The organism is Hyphomicrobium sp. CS1BSMeth3, assembly GCF_900117415.1.
Lineage (GTDB): Bacteria > Pseudomonadota > Alphaproteobacteria > Rhizobiales > Hyphomicrobiaceae.
The window spans coordinates 112,836-130,199 of record NZ_FPEI01000006.1; the positions used below are offsets into that span (position 1 = coordinate 112,836).

Below are 17,364 nucleotides of genomic sequence, written 5' to 3' on the forward strand. Positions count from 1 at the left end.
CGCCCTCGACAGACACAGAGAGCCAAACAATGAGCAGCGAGACCAAGTTCAAAGCGCCGCCGCGTCCGGAGGACTATGACACACTCTCCGACGCCTCGGGGTATGCACGTCCCACCGATGATTTCGGCGAGACGGCAGCGGCGATCGATCCTATCGGCAACCTTCTCAAGCTGCGAAAGATGCTGATCGACAAGCGCCGATATCTGGCCCAGGACGCGATCACCTATCCGGTGGCCTTTGTCGGTCGCGCGCAGGACATTGCCGAGCTTCAGAAGCTCATCGACCAGCTAGATGTCGCGATCGATCACGAGCGCAGCATTCAGGACGCAGCGCTGAGCTCTTAGGCGTGCACGGCGAGGCGTAGCCACAGGCACCTGTTGCGAAGCAGGGCAAGCTTAAGATTTGCATTTTTCACCAACGGGCGCGCCAACGATAGCCTGGAGGTCCTTCCAGACGAGATGGACGTCGGCATTCGGCAGGCGCGCCAGAACCTCAAACGGCCCCGTCAGGTCGAGTTGGGTCAAGCGCGGAAAGAGTGCCGGTCCAATCTGGTGGCGAACGGCGATGCTCATTGCGGCCTACCTCTCTCCATGGGGCGCTCGGAGCGCAGGTCCTCTGCATCGGCGGGCTGAGCGATAGCCGAATCGAGGTATCGCGCTGGCTCGCGGGCTGACCTGTCGACCTTCAGATCGAAGATGTCGAAGCGATTGTAATAACCGACGACATCATGAAACTGCTTCGGCTCGACCGACAATGCCGTGTCGATCTCACCATAGACGATGCCCTCCTCGCCACTGATCACTTCGCTCATCACGGAGCCTGTCGGATCGAGGATCATCGACACGCTCTTGGGGGAGCGCTCGATGATCTCGCGAATGCTCTTGTCCTCACGCGCGACTGCGGCGATGAGCTTTTCGTCAGCGAGTGCGGATGAAACGATGTTGAAGACCTTCGCCTCGAATGCGTGCGCACCTGCACGGATCTCGATGGCCTTGCGCAGATCGTAGCCGGTGTTGTCGCTCGGCGGGCGCGTCGGCCAGATGGGCGGATAAGTCGAGATGTGCACCTGCTCGCCTTCGGCCATGAGAGCGTAGCGCGACAGCGGGTTGGTGTTCTCGCCGCAGATCAGCATGCCAACACGGCCGACCTCGGTTGGCGCGACGCGCAAGCCGCGCGCATCGCCATTCGCCCAGATCAGCTTCTCGTAGAAGGTCGGGACAAGCTTGCGATGATGATTGAGGATGCTGCCATCCGGACCGATCAGCAGATTGGAGTTCCAGAGACAGCCGACACTCGCATCCGTGCCTTCGCTGATACCGGTTGAAACATAGACTCCATATTCACGGGCGGCGGCGCAAAGGCGCGCTACCTCCTGGCCGTCTTTTCGGACGGACTGCATCGCGAGCGCTCGGAAGAAGTCATGGTTCTCGATCGGTGGCCGCAGCGCCGCCCAAATCGGGAAGCCGGGAATAAAACTTTCGGGAAATGCCACCAGCGCGGCGCCCTTCTTCGCAGCCTCGCGAATAAAGGCGATGGCCTTGTCGACCGTTGCGTCGGCATCCAGGAAGACCGACGCGATGTGGCAGGCGGCGGCCTTGAAGCGTGGATAATTCTGCGGCATGCGAAGGTTCCGATAGGTTTGGCTTACTTGTTGGAATGCAGGTGTGCGAGCTTACCGCGGCCCGGACGCCGTCCCGCATTCTGGGCTGGCTGGCTGGTGGCCCATAGCGTCTCGAACAGCCCTGTCTGCATTGCTGCGAACTCCGCGCTTTCAATGGTCATGGCGAAGTTCTCCTTGCGGGATGAAATCAGGGCGACGGTGTCGTCGTAGATGTACGTCGTCATCGAGAAGCTGAAATGCTCGGGAGCGTAGCGCAGAATGCGCAACTCCGCGGGATTGTCGGACCAGAACTTGTGCAGGTCCTTGGTCGCCGACCGCACGACGCGTAGCGTGACGCCGGCCTCGATGCGCCGCCGAACATTGTCATCCATCCACGCGCGTCCCGGGACCTCATAGAGATCGCTCATGGAGAGAATACCGAGCAGCATCTTGCTGCGGCAAGCGATCGTCTCGTCCAGGACGGCTTTGATCCCGTCCGATCCCTGGAAGTATCGAACCTTCGGCTTCGCCGGTGTGCGATTGTGCAGCGACAGAAGCTCCGGCATGACGGCCTCGAGCTTCTTGCGTCGCTCCTCGACGATCTCGAGCACGCGCGCCGGCGACTCCGCCGCGATCAGCATGGAGCGCTCGCCCGCTTGCGGTATCTCGTTTACGAGCCGCTGCTCGAGCAGGCGCGAGAAAACGTCGTAGGCATTCGTGCGGCTGATGTCGGCCTTGCGGGCGATGTCGCGCATCGGCGCCTGCCCGAGCTCGAGCGCCGCCAGATAGAAGCGCACTTCGGTCTCGTGCAGGCCGATATCCGTCAGGGCACGTTCGATAGCCATTGAGTTCCTTGAATGGTTCCCGATGCCGGATACGCGTGTGCGCCGCACACTGCCACCTATTGATATCCTATGTCGACATAGATTGACACTCATTCGTTCGTACGAGTTAAAAATGTGCACATAGCCAGCAATACGTGCACACAGCGGCGTTGCATTGAGTGTCAATCCATGCTGACTATAGATCGATCGGGGTCCGAAAGGCCTCTTCCGCAGCTTGCGCATTCGCGCGATTGACACTGGGGGCTTTGTGTCGGGGCTCGTTCTGGCTCTCGCCGTCAACGGCTTGGTTTGGGGGCTCATCATCGCGCTGATCGCGCTCGGCCTCTCCATCATCTTTGGCCTGCTCGACATCATTAACGTCGCGCATGGAGACTTCTTCATGCTCGGCACGGTGGTCGTGCTCGTGCTCGCCACCTCGACGGGCTCCTATTGGCTCGCCCTGCTGCTCGTGCCAGTCATCGGTCTTGGTGTCGGCCTGATTCTCGAGCGGGTGATCATCCGCCCGACCATTCGGCAAGCTTCGCTGACCATCGTGACGACGTTCGGTCTTTCGATGATGTTGCAGGAGGGCGTGCGCGCCACCTACGGCGCCCAGCCCCGCCGCATGGCGGCGCCCATCGAAGGTACGATCCCGCTGTTTGGCATCGACTACGATGTCTACCGCATCTTTGCAGCCGCTTTCGCGACGCTGTGCCTCATCGCGTTCTTCCTGTTCCTCACGCGCACCAAGCTCGGCACGTGGATTCGCGCCGTCCGCCACGACCCTGAAACCGCGACGGCTCTGGGTGTGCCGGTCGCGCGGATCTGCGCCATCACGTTCGGTCTCGGCACGGCCATGGCCCTGCTGGGCGGCGCAATCGCGGCCCCCATCACGACCGTGGAGTTCCGCACCGGTGTCGATATCCTACCCTTCTGCTTCATGGCGGTGATCATCGGTGGTCTCGGAAATCTGCAGGGAACCGTCGCTGCTGCGTTGCTCCTGGCCGTAATGGAGGGGCTGGTGACGAGCGTGACCGACCCGACGATCGCGCGTATCGTGTCCCTTGGTTTCATGAGCGTCGTGCTGCTCGTGCGCCCCCATGGTCTGTTCTCGGGGGCAACACGATGACAGCCGTTGCCATCTCGCGCGCTGCGCTGATCCTGACTGTCGCGGCTCTGCTTGCCGTTCCGACAGTTCTTCCGCTGCTCGGCAGCCCGTTCTGGATCGACGTCGTTGCGGAGATCCTGATCTGGTCCCTCCTGGCGGCCAGCGTCAACCTCCTGCTCGGCTATGTCGGCCTTCTCTCCTTCGGGCAGGCTCTCTACTTCGGCGTGGGCATGTACGGCGCGGCTCTGTCGGTCATTCACTGGGGAGCCGGTTTCTGGGGCGGCCTCGCGGTCGGAGTCGTCGCAGCGATGATCATGGCGGCCATCGCGGGAAGCGTTGCGGTTCGGTTGACCTGGCACTACTTCGCGATCATCACGGTCGTTTTTTCGCTCATTCTTTATTTTGCAGCGATGAGCGCCAAGCCGATCACCGGCGGCGACGACGGCATCTCCTTCAGTGTGCCTGATGTCGTGTCGCTAGGCGGTCTCAAGCTCTCGCTAGCTGACCAGTCCGTGCAGTACTACACGATCCTTCTCGTCGTCGCCGGCTTCTACGGACTGTTCAGCATCATCGTCCGCAGTCCGCTCGGCGTGCGCTTCATGGCTGTGCGCGAGAACGATCGGCGCGCTGCGCTTGTGGGCATCAATGTCTACGTGACGCGCTACGTGGCCTTCGTGCTCGCGGGCGCGCTTGCCGGCGCATCGGGGGCGCTCTTTGCTTTCTTCGGGCGCTATGCCTCGGCCTCGTACATGTTCTACCACGTGTCGGGCGAGGCCGTGGTGTGGGCGATCGTAGGCGGCGCGGGAAGCCTGCTCGGTCCTCTTTTCGGTACCGGACTGCTCATTGTCTTTCGCGAGGTCATATCGACATTCTGGGAACACTATCTGTTCGTCGTGGGAGCGATCACCGTGCTGGTCGTCATGTTCGCTCCGCGAGGTCTGGCAGGGGCCTGGAATGACGCACTCCAGGTCCTGACGCGCAGCAAGGACGCCGGCACAAGCGACACAACCGCTTCCTCGGGCGAGCAGGACCTGGCCAAGTCGACCACCGATGCGACACGGGGAGGCTCGGGTGCTTGACGGTAGCGACGGCGCAGTCGCGCTCAGTGTGAACGGCCTCACGCGACGCTTTGGCGGTCTTGTCGCCGTCGACAATATCAGCTTCGATCTGCCGGCTCGGCGCCTCAATGCGATCATTGGGCCGAACGGCGCCGGAAAGACGACGCTCTTCAATCTCATCACCGGCGAGATCCGCCCCGATGCAGGTCGTGTCAAGGTGCATGGCCAGGATATCACCGGACTGAAGCCGCATCAGATCGTTCGCCGCGGCGTTTCGCGCACCCTCCAGATCAAGAGCGTTTTCACCGGCCTCACGGTTGCTGAGAACGTGCGGGCCGCGGTCATGGCGCACGAGGGCTTGGTCTCCCCCTTCCGGCCCGCTTCCTCCTACGGGGCCGTCAATCAGCGCGTCGAAGGGCTCGTCGTGCAGGTTGGCCTCCGGAAGCAACTGAACACACGGGCTTCGGCACTCTCCTACGGGGACATAGCCCTTCTCGAGATCGCTCTCGCGCTCGCCAATGAGCCCAAGCTTCTGCTGCTCGATGAGCCGGTATGCGGCATGGGTCCGCAGGAGACCGAGCAGACGGTCGAGACGATCCGCACGATCTCGGAAAGCGTCGATGTCGTTCTGATCGAGCACGATATGGAAGTCGTGTTCGCCATTGCCGATGAAATCATCGTCATGGCGCAGGGTGCGCTGCTCGCGCGCGGTACGCCAGCGCAGATCAGCAGCTCAGCCGAGGTCCAGGAGGCTTATCTCGGCGCGCCTGAGGAGGCCGACTGATGGGCGCACTCGTAATTGACGGCGTTACGGCCTCCATCGGCAAGATCCCTGTGCTGCGCGGTGTCAGGCTCCGCGTCGAGCCCGGCGAAACGGTCGCGCTGCTGGGCCGCAATGGCGTCGGAAAGACGTCGACGCTGCGCGCCGTGCTCGGGCTTTTGAAGCGCACCGGCGGCACTGCCACCTACAATGGCGTAAATCTCGATACGGTTCAGCCCCACAAGCTCGCCGCGCTCGGTATTGGCTACGTCCCGCAGGGGCGCGGCATGTTCCCGCTGCTGTCGGTGAAAGAGAACCTCACGCTCGGGCTGACACGCGCGCCCGCTCCGGAAGTCATGGCGGACATCTTCCGACGCTTTCCACGGCTCGAAGAGCGCCTCTCGCAAGCAGCCGGAACGCTCTCGGGAGGCGAGCAGCAAATGCTCGCGCTCGCACGCTGCCTCGTCATGAAGCCGTCACTGATCATGCTCGACGAGCCGACCGAAGGCATCATGCCGAAGCTGGTCTCGCAGATCCGTCACGAGATCGCGGAGATCGCCAAGCGCGGGATCTCCGTCCTTCTGGTCGAGCAGAATCTGCGCACGGCACTGCGCCTCGCAAGCCGCGTCTATCTGATGGAGCGGGGCACGATCGTTCATGAGGCAACGCCTGACGCGCTGCGTGCCGATCCCGCCAGTGTTCACCGCTATCTCGGCGTTTCTCTCTAGCTCATCAGGAAGGAGCTTCTGCCATGGCCAAGGGTCCCCCCAAGATTTCCCTCCCGAAGAGCTCTGCCGAAAAGCGGGAGCGAAGCGGCATGACACGCCGCAGCTTCCTCGAAGTTGCGCTGGCCGGTGGCGCGGCCGCGAGCGGCGCCTATATCAGTCTGGCGCGCGACATGTCTGCGTTCGCGCAGGCGAGCGGCCCGATCGTGATCGGCCACCACTGCGAGCTGACGGGTGGATTTGCCTCTTGGGGGTATTGGCACAACAAGGCCGCCCTTGCCGCAACGAAGGTGATCAACGAGAGCGGCGGCATCGCCGGCCGCAAGCTCGAGCTTGCGACAGAAGACACGGAATCGAATCCCGCCGCCGGCGCTCGCAAGCTGCGCGCGCTCATTCAGCGCAATCGCGCCTCGTTCATCACGGGATCGGTCCACTCCGGCGTCATGCTCGCGTCGATCCCCGTCGCGACGGAGATGAAGACGGTCTATTTCTCGACGGGCGAGGCGACCGAAGCCACTGGAGAGCGTGGCACGCGCTATAGCTTCCGTACAGGCACCGACACTTACGGCCTCGCTGCAGCCGGCGCGCCATGGGCGTATGCGAACCTCGGCAAGACATGGACGATCATCTCGCCCGACTACGCGTGGGGACACAGCCACTACAAAGAGCACAAGGCGGTCATCGAGAAGCTCGGCGGCAAGGTCTATGACCCGATCTATGTTCCGCTCGATGCAAAAGATCTGGTGCCCTATCTCGCGCGCATCCCGCAGGACACCGAGGTGCTCTTCTCCGTATTCTTCGGCGCGCTTTCCATCGCCTTCTACACGCAAGCGAAGTCCATGGGCCTCGAGAAGACCATGCGGATGTACTCGGTGTCGGGCACCATCGAGGCGATCGCGCCAGCCGATCTCAAGGGTGCGGCGGAGGGCGTCTATATCGTCGAGAACTTCCCGCGCATGCTGAAGTACAAGGACGATGAGTTCCACAAGGCGTACAACAAGCTGATCGGCACGGACGACGTGCACGCGCGTGAGACCGGCAGCGACAAGGTCAATGCCAAGAGCCACTCCTGGCAGAGCTGGGAAAATCTATTCGCGCTCAAGCAGGCCATTGAAGCGAGCGGCTGGAAGCAGAAGAGCGACGACAAGGGCGCAATCGAGGCCCTCGAGGGGCTGAAGATGGCCAACTCGCTCGGCTTCGCGCAAGGCGCCAAGACGCTCCGCAAGGAAGACCATAGCGGCATGATCGACTGCTACATCAGCCGCATCGAGAACGACGAGTTCCACGTCAAGAAGAAGGTCAGCAAGGAGGAGATGGCCTCCATGCTGCCGCCTCGCTACGACTTCTCCAAGCAACCGCTCTAAGTACGCCGGGGATGTTCCCCTGGGTGTAGTTTCGGGGCAAGGGGACGCCGGACAATGACCGAGAGCAGCCTGCTCTCGGTCATCCAGACGTCCGCCTTCGGGAGCGCAGCCGGATTGAGGCTATCGCTTGCAGGCAAGCCTCGGCATCGAGGAAGACTGCAAGCCGTGACGCGGCCTAGGTCTGCTCCGCGGTCCTCACCGACGATGTTTGCGCATCTTCAGCCGGATGCATCTTGCGCCGCTTCTGCCAGTCCCCGAGCAGAAGCAGTATCGGCGCGGCGATGAAGATCGACGAGCTCGTCGCCACGACGATTCCGAAGACCATTGGTACGGCGAAGCTCGCAACCGCGGAACCGCCCCAGATGGCCATGGGGCCTACTGCAAGGAACGTGGTGAGGGAGGTGAAGATGCATCGCGCCAGGACCTCGTTGATGCTCTTGTCGATGATCTCTCTCAGCGGCATCGTTTTGTAGAGACGAAGGTTCTCACGCATCCGATCGTAGACGACGATCTTGTCGTTCACCGAATATCCGATGATCGTCAGAAGTCCTGCAATCGCGGTGAGATTGAAGTCGAGGCCAGTGAGCGCGAAGAAGCCCACGGTCTTCGTCGTATCGAGAATGAGCGTCGCGATTGCGCCGGCGGCGAAGTACCATTCGAACCGCCACCAGATGTAGAAGAGCATCGCGAGGCTCGCGAGTACAACGGCAAGCACGCCGGAGCGCGCGAGCTCGCCGCTGACCTTGGGGCCGACGACCTCGGTGCGCTCGATCGAGGAACCGGGGGCGATCTGTGCGATGGCGTCCCGCATAGTCTGAAGGGCAGCGGTTTGTGCTTTCTCGCCGCCAGCCTGACGCTCCACGCGCACGAGAACGCCGTTGTTGCCGCCGATGTTCTGCAGGGCTACCTCGCCGAGCCCTAGTGCACCAAGTCCGGATCTGAGCTGCGCAAGGTTGGCGGTTTCTGGCGTTTTGATCTCCATCTGGATGCCGCCCTTGAAGTCGATGCCGTAGCTCAGGCCCGGCTTCATGAACAAGCCGACCGAGGCAAGGGACAGCAGGATCGAGAGGCCGATCCCGAAGAAGCGCGCCCTCATGAACGATATGGACGTGCCATTTGGCGCCAGACGGATGAGCGGCTCGATCTTGAGGGTCTTCAAGCCTCGGCGGCGCACGATCTCGGTCATGAGCACCCGCACCACGGCAACGGCGGTGAACATCGAGATCGCGATACCCAGGAACATGGCGACCGCAAATCCGCGTACTGGTCCAGAGCCAAACATGAACAGCAGCGTCGTCGCGATAAGCGACGTGATGTTCGCGTCGATAATGGTCGAGTAGGCGCGGCTGAAGCCGAGATCCAGCGCCTTGAAGGCACTCGCTCCTTTTCTCGTCTCCTCGCGGATGCGCTCGTTGATGAGAATGTTGGCGTCGACGGCGAGCCCGATGCCGAGGACGATAGCCGCTATGCCAGGAAGCGTCAGTGTCGCTCCGAGCAGACTGAGCGCGCCGAAGGTCAGCGCAATATTGAAGGCGAGTGCCAGATTGGCGATGAGGCCCCAGGGTCCGTAGAGAATGACCATGGTGGAGACGACCAAGGCCAAGCCCAGAATGCCGGTGTAGATGCCCGTCTTGATGGCATCGGCACCGAGATCCGGCCCGACGGTGCGCTCCTCGATGACCGTCAGGGGAGCCGGCAGAGAGCCTGCGCGCAGAAGAGCCGACAGAACGACGGTATCCTGTACCGTGAAGTGGCCGCTGATCTGCCCCGAGCCGCTGACGATGGGCTCACGAATGACAGGCGCGCTCAAAACCTTTCCATCCAGGACGATGGCGAAGGGCCGGCCGATGTTGGCGCTTGTGATATTGGCGAACTGTCGTGCGCCGGCGCTATCGAAGCGGAAGGTGACAATCGGCTCGTTCGTCCGATGGTCGAAGCCGGCGCGAGCATCGACCAGCCGCTCACCGCTGAGGGCGATGCGATCCTGGACCGGATATCGTTCCCGTCCATCCGGAGACGTCAGCATCGAGACACCACGCGGAAGGGGTCCCTGCGTGCCGCCTTCTTCAGACAGCATGTGAAAGCTCATCTGAGCTGTTGAGCCGACGAGCTGGCGCAGATGGGTCGGATCCTGCAGACCCGGCATTTGTACGAGGATGCGATTGCCGTCGACGCGCTGGATGATCGGCTCGGCCATGCCGGCCTGATCTACGCGCTGACGTACGATCTCGAGGCTCTGCTCGGCGGCCGCGTTCAAGCGATCGCGCAGGCCAGCCTCGGTCAAGCGCACCTCAATGGCTTGGCCGTCGGCGTTCACCTCGAGATCCGGCGTTCCGAAGCCCGTATGACCGACCATCGTGATCAGCCCCTGCAGTGCGGATAGGGCGCGCGAGCGCTGGCTCTCATCCGTGAGCGTGACGCGGACGCCATCTCCGGTGCGCTGAACTGGGGCAAACGAAATCTTCTCGGCACTCAGCCGACCCTGAACGTCCTTTGTGAGTGCGTCGATGCGGTGGGCCTTCAGCGCCTTGGCATCGACCTCGAACACGAGATGAGCGCCACCGCTGAGGTCGAGGCCGAGCGTGACCTGTCGCTTGGGTATCCAGTTTGGCAGCGCGTCGAGCTGCGGCTTGGTCAGAAGATTGGGAAAGGCGGCAATGATGCCGAGCAGAATGATTGCGGTATAGGTGAACATCACCCACTTTGACGTGCGCATTCGATAGCCATCCGGGCAACGGGCGGCGCGCCAGCGGTGGTTGGAACCGCACAGCGTACCGGCATGAAATTTTGGGGGCGAAAGCCGCCTGAGGGGCGGCAGCGATCAGGCGGGGAGAGGGGGGCCCCGCGCTTCATAGGCGTGCGCCCGCGCGGTCAACGAAACTGCATTGCGACCGGCAGCCCGCTCCGGTGTCGCTACTGGCTCGTCATGCCGAGGGGGCGCAGCGGCCAGTCCGAACGGCGATTGATCGTCGGACGAATGGTCGCGCTTGCCTGCAAAAAGCCTGACTTCGGCCAATGCCGAAACGGCACGGAGACGCGGCTGGATGGCTGGTTTGCCGGTGTGCTCGCCGGCGGCCAACCCGCTGCCGCAATCGCCGGCAACGGCAACTGAAGACGGCCCCGCGGGCTGTCCAAATGGCATGGCCCAATGGAGGGCCAGCAGCATGAACAGCATCCAGCATACGGACAGCAGGCGAGATTCCGCCAGCGCCGGCATGGTGTGCCGCACCGACTGCGTCCCTCGCACTGCCACTTTATGGTCGTCCGCGCGGATCATGGCGTCCATATAGGCCAACACACGCCGTTCGGGTAGTCCTGGCTGCTACCGATCCACTAGTGCAGGGCTAGCCGTGGCTCCGACACTCTTCCGGCCCGGTCCATCACCCGCTTCACAAATGGTCGATGCTCCAGCGCGCGCTGGTGACCGCGGGCTCCAGGCTCAAGCGGCCGACGACACGCTCGAGAACTGTATCGTTGCGCTTCTCCGCGCGCAGCGCCGCCGACACGGACACGCGGTCGCTACCTTCGATGTTGATGCTCTCCAGCTCGACAAGGCGCATCTCTCCACCCGCCAGACCTTGGAGGAGGAGGGCGCGCACATGAGCTTCGTCAGCTCCCCGGCACACGACATTGACGTGGTAAGCCTGCTCCAGCTCGGCCGGAGCGGCGGGCAGGTGCCGGCTGATCCAGTAGGCGGCCGGCCGCAGGAGCAGGTTGACGCTGAAGACGAAGACCGTGGCCAGCGCGGCGTGGACGAGGAAGCCTGCACCGCTCACCACCCCGATGGCCGCCGAGCACCAGAGCGTCGCCGCCGTGTTGAGGCCGCGCACGCTGAAGCCTTCCTTGAAGATCAGGCCCGCGCCGAGAAAGCCGATGCCGGAGACGACCTGCGCCGCCATTCGGGTCGGGCTGGCCTCGCCCGGAAACAGACCGGCGAACATCACGAAGGTCGCTGCCCCGAGGGAGACGAGGGCATTCGTGCGCAGGCCAGCGAGGCGTTGACGCCACTGCCGCTCGAAGCCGATAGCGGCGCCGAGGATGAGGGCCACAGCAAGGTTCAGGGCCGTCTGATCGATACCGGCGAGCATGTGAGACCTCACGTCGGATTGTCGAGATTGAATGCGCCGGACTGCTCATCATAGGCAAAGACCTCGCCGTAGCGTGCGAGCGATATGACCGCGCGCAGCGTCTGATCGGCGGCGGTCTCGCCCATATGGTCTTCCAGCTCGTCCTTGAAACGCAGCATCGGCGCGCGATGCGACGGGCGTTCGTCGAGCACGCGTCGGATGTGCGCTGCAATGGGCACGTGAGCCAGCAGGTGCTGCCGGAACAGCGCTTTGCGCTCATCGACATCGAGTGCGGCAAAGCGGCGGCCGGCAGGGGTCAACTTGACGTCGCCTTCGGCCAGCTCCGCGAAGCGCAGAAGCTGCAGGACTTCGCTGAGCCTCAGGAGCTGCTCGCCGGGAATATGCAACGCGTCGGCGAGAAGCGGGAGATCGGCCTGCCCGTCATAGGGCGGGCCGGCCAGCGCTTCCATCAGCCCCGATAAAGCGTTCGACGATACGCGCGGCAGGGCCATGCCGATGCCCGTGCCCGGAAAAACACCCGGCTTGATGGTGGCGGCGCCGTGCGTCGTCATCCGCGCATAGATGTCGTCGACGAGGGCACGGAAGGTCGTATCCTGCCGGCGCCTCGGTTGAGGAATGTCGACCTTGATCTCGGACGTGATGCGCCCGGGAGCCGACGACATCAGCAGAATGCGGTCGGACATCAGGACGGCTTCCTCGATGTTGTGCGTGACCATCAGAATGGAGCGGATCGGCAGTCGGCCCTCCGACCACAGGTCGATGAGGTCGGTACGCAGGGTCTCGGCCGTGAGCACGTCGAGCGCGGAGAAGGCCTCGTCCATCAGAAGGAGCTTGGAGTGCATGACGAGCGCCCGCGCGAAACCGACGCGCTGGCGCATGCCGCCCGACAGCTCCTTGGGGTATGCGCTCTCGAACCCATCGAGGCCGATAAGATCGATTGCCGCGAGCGCCCGCTTGCGGCGTTCGTCACGGGGGACGCCCTGCGCTTCGAGGCCGAACTCGACATTCTCCAGCACGGTGAGCCAGGGCATCAGCGCAAAGGTCTGGAATACCATTGCGACGCCGGCGGCGGGGGCCGTCACCGGCTTGCCATCGAGCATGACCTCGCCCTTCGTGGGCTTGAGCAGCCCGGCAATGATCCTGAGCAGCGTAGACTTGCCCGAGCCGGAGCGGCCAAGCAGGGAGACGATCTCGCCATCGGCAACGCTGAGGCAGACGTTGTCGAGAACAGGCTGCGATCGTCCGCCATCCTTGGAGAAGGCGTGTGTCAGGTTCGTGACACGGACGATGTCGGCGGCGATCGCATCGGGCGTCGTGAGCGTGTCTTTCATGACGGTTTCCTTAGTCGAAGCGCAGCTTGCGCTCAGCAAACCCATAGAGGCGCCGCCACAGCAAGCGATTGAGCAAAATCACCAGCGTCGACATCACCGCAATGCCGAGCACGACGCGCGGGATATCGCCGGCCTGCGTCGCCTCTGCGATGTACGCGCCAAGGCCTGTCGCGGTGAGCTTGACGTCGCCCCACTGTGCGACTTCGGCGACGATCGAGGCGTTCCAAGCGCCTCCGGTGGCGGTGAGCGCCCCCGTCACGTAGTAGGGGAAGATGCCGGGCAGGATGACCTTCTGCCACCACTGCCGGCCGCGCGCGCCCATCAGGGTCGCAGCATCGCGCAGGTCATTGGGGAAGGCGCTCGCGCCGGCGATCACGTTGAACAGAATGTACCATTGTGCGCCGAGGATCATCAGTGGCGAGAGCCAGACATTCGGCTCGAGCCTGAATGCCACGATCACCATGACGAATACCGGAAACATCACGTTCGCAGGGAAGGCGGCAAGGAACTGCGCCAGCGGCTGGATGCGATCGGCGAGCCCTGGCCGAAGACCTATCCACACACCGATCGGCACCCAGACGAGGCTCGCCATGCCGACCAGGACCACGACGCGAAGCAGCGTCGCGAGGCCCCCGAGCAGAACCGTGGCCAAATCCGCGAGCCCGAAGTGCGCATAGACGTAGCTGATGACGGTCCACAGGCCCCACAGCACGAGCAGAGCCAGGATGCCGTGCCACGCGACATCAAAGACCGGTGACGACGTGATCCCCGAATGCAGCGGCTTCGGTGCAAAACGCTGCACCAATCCGCCCACGCTGTCGGCAGCCCGGCCCCAAACCATCGCAAAGGCCCTCAGCAAGTGCGTGCGGCGTATCAGGGCGAGCACCCATGAGCGCGGCCTTTCCGCGCCCGCCGTCTGCTCGGCGCGGAACTTGTCGGCCCAGGCCACGATCGGCCGGAAGACGAGCTGGTCATAGGCCAGGATGACGATGGCCATGGCCAGGATGGCCCAGCCCACGGCGGGCAGGTTGCGTTCGTCGATTGCGAGCGCGAGATACGATCCGATCCCCGGCAAACGGACCTCCGTACTGCCGACCGTGATCGCTTCCGAGGCAACGACGAAGAACCAGCCGCCCGACATCGACATCATCGTGTTCCAGATGAGCCCCGGCGCGGCAAACGGCGCCTCCACGCGCCAGAAGCGCATCCAGGCCGAGAGCTGGAAATGCCGGGCCGCTTCATCCAGCTCAGTCGGCACCGTCTTCAGCGACTGATAGAACGAGAAAGCCATATTCCAGGCCTGGCTCGTGAAGATCGCGAACATGGCGGCGAGCTCGGCACCCATCCGGCTTCCCGGAAAGAGCCCCATGAAGAAAACGACGGTGAAGGTGAGGAAGCCCAGCACGGGCACGGACTGAAGGATGTCGAGCGCCGGGATGATGATCTGCTCGGCGCGCCGGTTCTTGGCGGCGAGCGTCGCGACGCTGAAGGTGAAGGTGAGCGAGACGATGATCGCCGCAAACATCCTGAGCGTCGACTGCAGGGCGTATTCCGGCAGCGCCCACGGCGACAGCGTGATCGATGCGGCCTCGAGCACCGCCAACGGCTGGCCGAAGCCTCTCGCCGCATAGGCGAGGGCGATCGTGACTGCAAGCAGGAGAATACCGACGACCGCATCGTAGCGGTTGGGGATCAGCGCACGCCAGATGGAAGCCGGCGTACCGGCATGGGGCCCGGCTGACCGGGGAAAGAATATCATCGCTCACCTCATGCGTCGCCATCGCGGCGACCGAGGCGAGCGTCAAGCGACGATCAGCTCTCGGACACCGACGATGGCTTTGACTGTCGACTACTGTCGCTTGGCATCGTCCTTGGCCTTTACGTTGAAAGCGTCCCAGCCCTTTGACAGGTCGGGCGCCCGCCACCGATGGCGAAGCGCAACGCCGCTGTCAAGCCCGAAAAGGAATAGTGCGCAGGGGCTCGAACTGCAGTCGTGCGCGATGTCGTCGCGCACGAGCTGATTGAGCGCGCGAGAGCGGAGGAGCTCCACCATGCGGCTGGGACCACGGCGCCGCGAGCAATGGTGTGGCCTCAGGTGGAGCGATGTCGGTATGACTTCAATGATCGTGGGTGGAGCGAGCGCGCGAAAGCGGCTTCTCGAAGATCTCCTTGAGCGCAGACCTCATTCTGTTTGCCCTCAGATGAGATTGGCGATCAGCAGCGCGCCGGCCACCGCCAATGCTGCCACCCAGAGCAGGTCGAAGTTCAGCCAGGCGCTCCGAAGGACAGCGACACCAAGACATTCATGCACGATGACGGCAATGACAGCCGTCGTCGCCAGCATCGCAAGCGTGTGAATCCCGACACCGGCGAGTGCTGATGCCATTGGCGATACAGAACCAGCGGCGGCCGCGCCTCCGCCAAGGCATGTCTGCATGAGCGCTGGCCACAGCATGAGACCGGCGCCATGGGTTGCTGCCATCAGGAACGACCAGACGACAAGACCGCAAAGTCCGACCTGCATGCCGAAGCGCACGCGATGTCGGTGCCCGAAGCGCCAGTGGTAGGCCGCCCATACCAGGAGAGATGCGCCGGCACCAACGCGCACGAGATCGTGCGGCACGAAGGCACCGGCGACCACGAGCAGGCCTGCAACGGCTGCGATCGAGATGGCATGGCCGATGGCGATCGGCAGCAGCGACACGATCACTATGGTCCGGCTCTGCCGATGAAGACCGAGCGCCACCGCAAACAGCCAGCCCATCGCGGGGTTCAGGCCATGAAAGGCGCCGAGCCCTGCAACAGTCAGCCATGGCGACGCTTCGATCATCGCGGGCCTACGGATAGCAATAGGAGTCGGACGAGCAGTCGCCACCTTCGAGGCGCACCTGATGTGGCCGATGTGGTGCGGGCCATGGCACGAAGAAATTGGGATCGAAGGCGATGCCACCATTTGGATCAGCATCGAGCTTCACCATCCAGCCTTCGATGCCGTGGGGATAGAACTGCGGATCAATTGCGCCGTAGAGCGAGTTGGTGAAGAAGATCCGTTTTCCATCGCGGCTGATCTCGACCATCTGCGGGCCACCGCTCAACTCGCCGTTCTTCGCACCCGGGTGAGTGGCCTTCGAGACGATGCCGCCGATCCGCACCTTGCCGGTGAGTTTCGGGTTGAATGGATCGGAGACGTCGTACTGCTGCAGGTCGCCGGTGCCCCAGCAGGCGACATACAGGAACTTGTCGTCCATCGAGAGATCGATATCGGTAACGAGCGGCGGCACCGCCTTGAAGCCCTTGAGCAGCGGAGGCAAATCGTCCTCATTTGCCGGCTCGGCCGGTATCTCGATGACCTTCTTGACCGCCCATTTGTCGCCGTCCTTATGCCAGGTCCAGATCGATGAAGAGAGGTTCTCGAGGCTGAGGACGCAGTTGACGAAGCCGTATGCCTTGGTGGGATCATGCGCTGGCCGAAGCTCGAACACGAGCTGGTATTTGTCGCCGAAGTCGATCGTCTGCACGTGCTTGCGCTTGTGCAGGTCCCAGAAGTGCAGGCGGCGGCCGTACTTCGCGCCGAGCAGGACGTCGGGGATCAGGCCGTTCTCGAATGTCTCCGGCGTTCCCCATTCGCTGGTGACCAGCGTGTCGTGGCCAAGATGCCACCAGGCGTCGTAGGCGAGTTGCTGCGGACCGCGATCCATCTCCCACTGTCCGAGTACGTCAAACGTCTCATGATCCATCAGGAACACGCCGCCGGGGCCCTTGCCTTCACGATTTCCGAGCGCGGCGATATAGATGCCCTCCGGTCCGCAATGGACGGTGTGCGGTCGCGTGTAGCCAGCTTTGTCGGCGACCTCCTCGGGCTCAATCACCTTGACGATCGTTGGATTGCGCGGATTGGGTTTCGTATCGAGGATATGAATGCGTGAGGATCGCAGGCCAGGCACGACGAGGTAGCGCCGCTCGACATGAGGATGAGGCGCGTTGGGGCAGAGGCACGACGAGCAGGCGTTCCATCCGAAGTGATGAAGCTCGTCGCCGGCATTCGGCATCGGGGTCGTTCCGATGATCTGGGAGTAGGTCTTCGAATTTGGATTGACGTCGACGACCGCCAGCGCATCAGGCGTATTCCGCTCCGGATCGAAGGTCGCAACATAGGCCAGCGTCTCCGGCGCTGCTTTCATCGCCATGCGCGGCGAGGGATAAAAACTGGGATCGGGCTTCCAGGTAGCCATTTCATGCTCTCCTTTTTCCGTTCCTGCACTCGTGATGGGCATTTCTGCCGGTCAGACCGCGACCAGGAGCAGTTCAAGGCAGTGCCTAATTGTCGATCCGGTCTGAGCTTTTGCCTGTGACGGCTCGTCAGCTTGCCGGATATGCAGGGCGATCTCGGCGACGATCGCCTCTGCGTGCGCAATTGGTCCCATATGGCCGGCGCCTGGGATGACCGCGGTTCGCGCGTCGGCCAGGAGTCCATCGGGAAGCATCTCGGCGATCTGCCGCGTGGGT

16 protein-coding genes are annotated in these 17,364 nt (G+C 63.1%); 6 read left to right on the forward strand and 10 right to left on the reverse strand.

Features of this window, described 5'->3' with window-relative positions; all coding sequences use genetic code 11:
* Positions 1 to 29 precede the first annotated feature (29 nt).
* Positions 30 to 344, forward strand: a complete 315-nt coding sequence (locus tag CS1BSM3_RS15640; RefSeq protein ID WP_072388442.1) for a hypothetical protein — start codon at positions 30 to 32, stop codon at positions 342 to 344.
* Between the two features lie 51 nt (positions 345 to 395).
* Here CS1BSM3_RS15640 and CS1BSM3_RS28020 read toward each other — a convergent pair whose 3' ends face one another.
* The 3 genes from CS1BSM3_RS28020 to CS1BSM3_RS15650 are packed head-to-tail and all read right to left on the reverse strand — an operon-like array spanning position 396 to position 2,445.
* Positions 396 to 572 (reverse strand): type 1 glutamine amidotransferase family protein, encoded by a 177-nt coding sequence (locus tag CS1BSM3_RS28020; protein WP_210188791.1) that lies wholly within the window; start codon positions 570 to 572, stop codon positions 396 to 398.
* A complete protein-coding gene (locus CS1BSM3_RS15645; protein ID WP_072388443.1) occupies positions 569 to 1,621 on the reverse strand; it encodes a carbon-nitrogen hydrolase family protein in 1,053 nt (350 codons plus the stop codon). Before CS1BSM3_RS15645 ends, CS1BSM3_RS28020 begins: the two co-directional genes overlap by 4 nt.
* Before the next feature lie 23 nt (positions 1,622 to 1,644).
* Complete coding sequence (locus tag CS1BSM3_RS15650) at positions 1,645 to 2,445, reverse strand: TrmB family transcriptional regulator (protein WP_072388444.1); 801 nt, start codon at positions 2,443 to 2,445, stop codon at positions 1,645 to 1,647.
* 247 nt (positions 2,446 to 2,692) lie between these two features.
* Here CS1BSM3_RS15650 and CS1BSM3_RS15655 point away from each other — a divergent pair, with 247 nt between their 5' ends.
* The 5 genes from CS1BSM3_RS15655 (at position 2,693) to CS1BSM3_RS15675 (ending at position 7,439) form a co-directional block, all read left to right on the forward strand.
* Positions 2,693 to 3,553 (forward strand): branched-chain amino acid ABC transporter permease, encoded by an 861-nt coding sequence (locus CS1BSM3_RS15655; RefSeq protein ID WP_072393805.1) that lies wholly within the window; start codon positions 2,693 to 2,695, stop codon positions 3,551 to 3,553.
* Positions 3,550 to 4,611 carry a branched-chain amino acid ABC transporter permease gene (locus CS1BSM3_RS15660; protein ID WP_072388446.1) on the forward strand — a complete coding sequence of 354 codons (1,062 nt, stop codon included), beginning with the start codon at positions 3,550 to 3,552 and terminating at the stop codon, positions 4,609 to 4,611. The genes CS1BSM3_RS15655 and CS1BSM3_RS15660 overlap by 4 nt, the downstream gene beginning before the upstream one ends.
* On the forward strand, positions 4,604 to 5,374 hold the full coding sequence (locus tag CS1BSM3_RS15665; RefSeq protein ID WP_244540533.1) for an ABC transporter ATP-binding protein: 771 nt from the start codon (positions 4,604 to 4,606) through the stop codon (positions 5,372 to 5,374). The genes CS1BSM3_RS15660 and CS1BSM3_RS15665 overlap by 8 nt, the downstream gene beginning before the upstream one ends.
* Positions 5,374 to 6,078: an ABC transporter ATP-binding protein gene (locus CS1BSM3_RS15670; protein ID WP_072388450.1), complete on the forward strand. Its 705-nt coding sequence runs from the start codon at positions 5,374 to 5,376 to the stop codon at positions 6,076 to 6,078. The genes CS1BSM3_RS15665 and CS1BSM3_RS15670 overlap by 1 nt, the downstream gene beginning before the upstream one ends.
* Positions 6,079 to 6,167: 89 nt before the next feature.
* Positions 6,168 to 7,439, forward strand: coding sequence for an ABC transporter substrate-binding protein (locus CS1BSM3_RS15675; RefSeq protein WP_072393807.1), 1,272 nt, complete (start codon positions 6,168 to 6,170; stop codon positions 7,437 to 7,439).
* Between the two features lie 175 nt (positions 7,440 to 7,614).
* Here the strand turns inward: CS1BSM3_RS15675 and secD are convergent, their stop codons facing one another.
* From secD to CS1BSM3_RS15710, 7 genes are all read right to left on the reverse strand, one after another.
* Entirely contained in the window at positions 7,615 to 10,155 is a 2,541-nt protein-coding gene (gene secD, locus CS1BSM3_RS15680) for a protein translocase subunit SecD (protein WP_072388452.1), read from the reverse strand.
* Between the two features lie 105 nt (positions 10,156 to 10,260).
* Positions 10,261 to 10,725 (reverse strand): hypothetical protein, encoded by a 465-nt coding sequence (locus tag CS1BSM3_RS28025; RefSeq protein ID WP_143149234.1) that lies wholly within the window; start codon positions 10,723 to 10,725, stop codon positions 10,261 to 10,263.
* Positions 10,726 to 10,828: 103 nt separating this feature from the next.
* Positions 10,829 to 11,527, reverse strand: a complete 699-nt coding sequence (locus tag CS1BSM3_RS15685) for an MgtC/SapB family protein (protein ID WP_072388454.1) — start codon at positions 11,525 to 11,527, stop codon at positions 10,829 to 10,831.
* Positions 11,528 to 11,535: 8 nt separating this feature from the next.
* The gene (locus tag CS1BSM3_RS15690) at positions 11,536 to 12,858 is read right to left on the reverse strand and encodes an ABC transporter ATP-binding protein (protein WP_072388456.1); all 1,323 of its coding nucleotides are present in this window, start codon (positions 12,856 to 12,858) and stop codon (positions 11,536 to 11,538) included.
* Positions 12,859 to 12,868: 10 nt separating this feature from the next.
* On the reverse strand, positions 12,869 to 14,617 hold the full coding sequence (locus CS1BSM3_RS15695; protein WP_072388457.1) for an ABC transporter permease: 1,749 nt from the start codon (positions 14,615 to 14,617) through the stop codon (positions 12,869 to 12,871).
* Between the two features lie 438 nt (positions 14,618 to 15,055).
* On the reverse strand, positions 15,056 to 15,688 hold the full coding sequence (locus tag CS1BSM3_RS15705) for a hypothetical protein (RefSeq protein ID WP_072388461.1): 633 nt from the start codon (positions 15,686 to 15,688) through the stop codon (positions 15,056 to 15,058).
* A 7-nt stretch (positions 15,689 to 15,695) separates the two neighbouring features.
* Entirely contained in the window at positions 15,696 to 17,090 is a 1,395-nt protein-coding gene (locus CS1BSM3_RS15710) for a selenium-binding family protein (RefSeq protein WP_072388463.1), read from the reverse strand.
* Between the last annotated feature and the right edge of the window lie 274 nt (positions 17,091 to 17,364).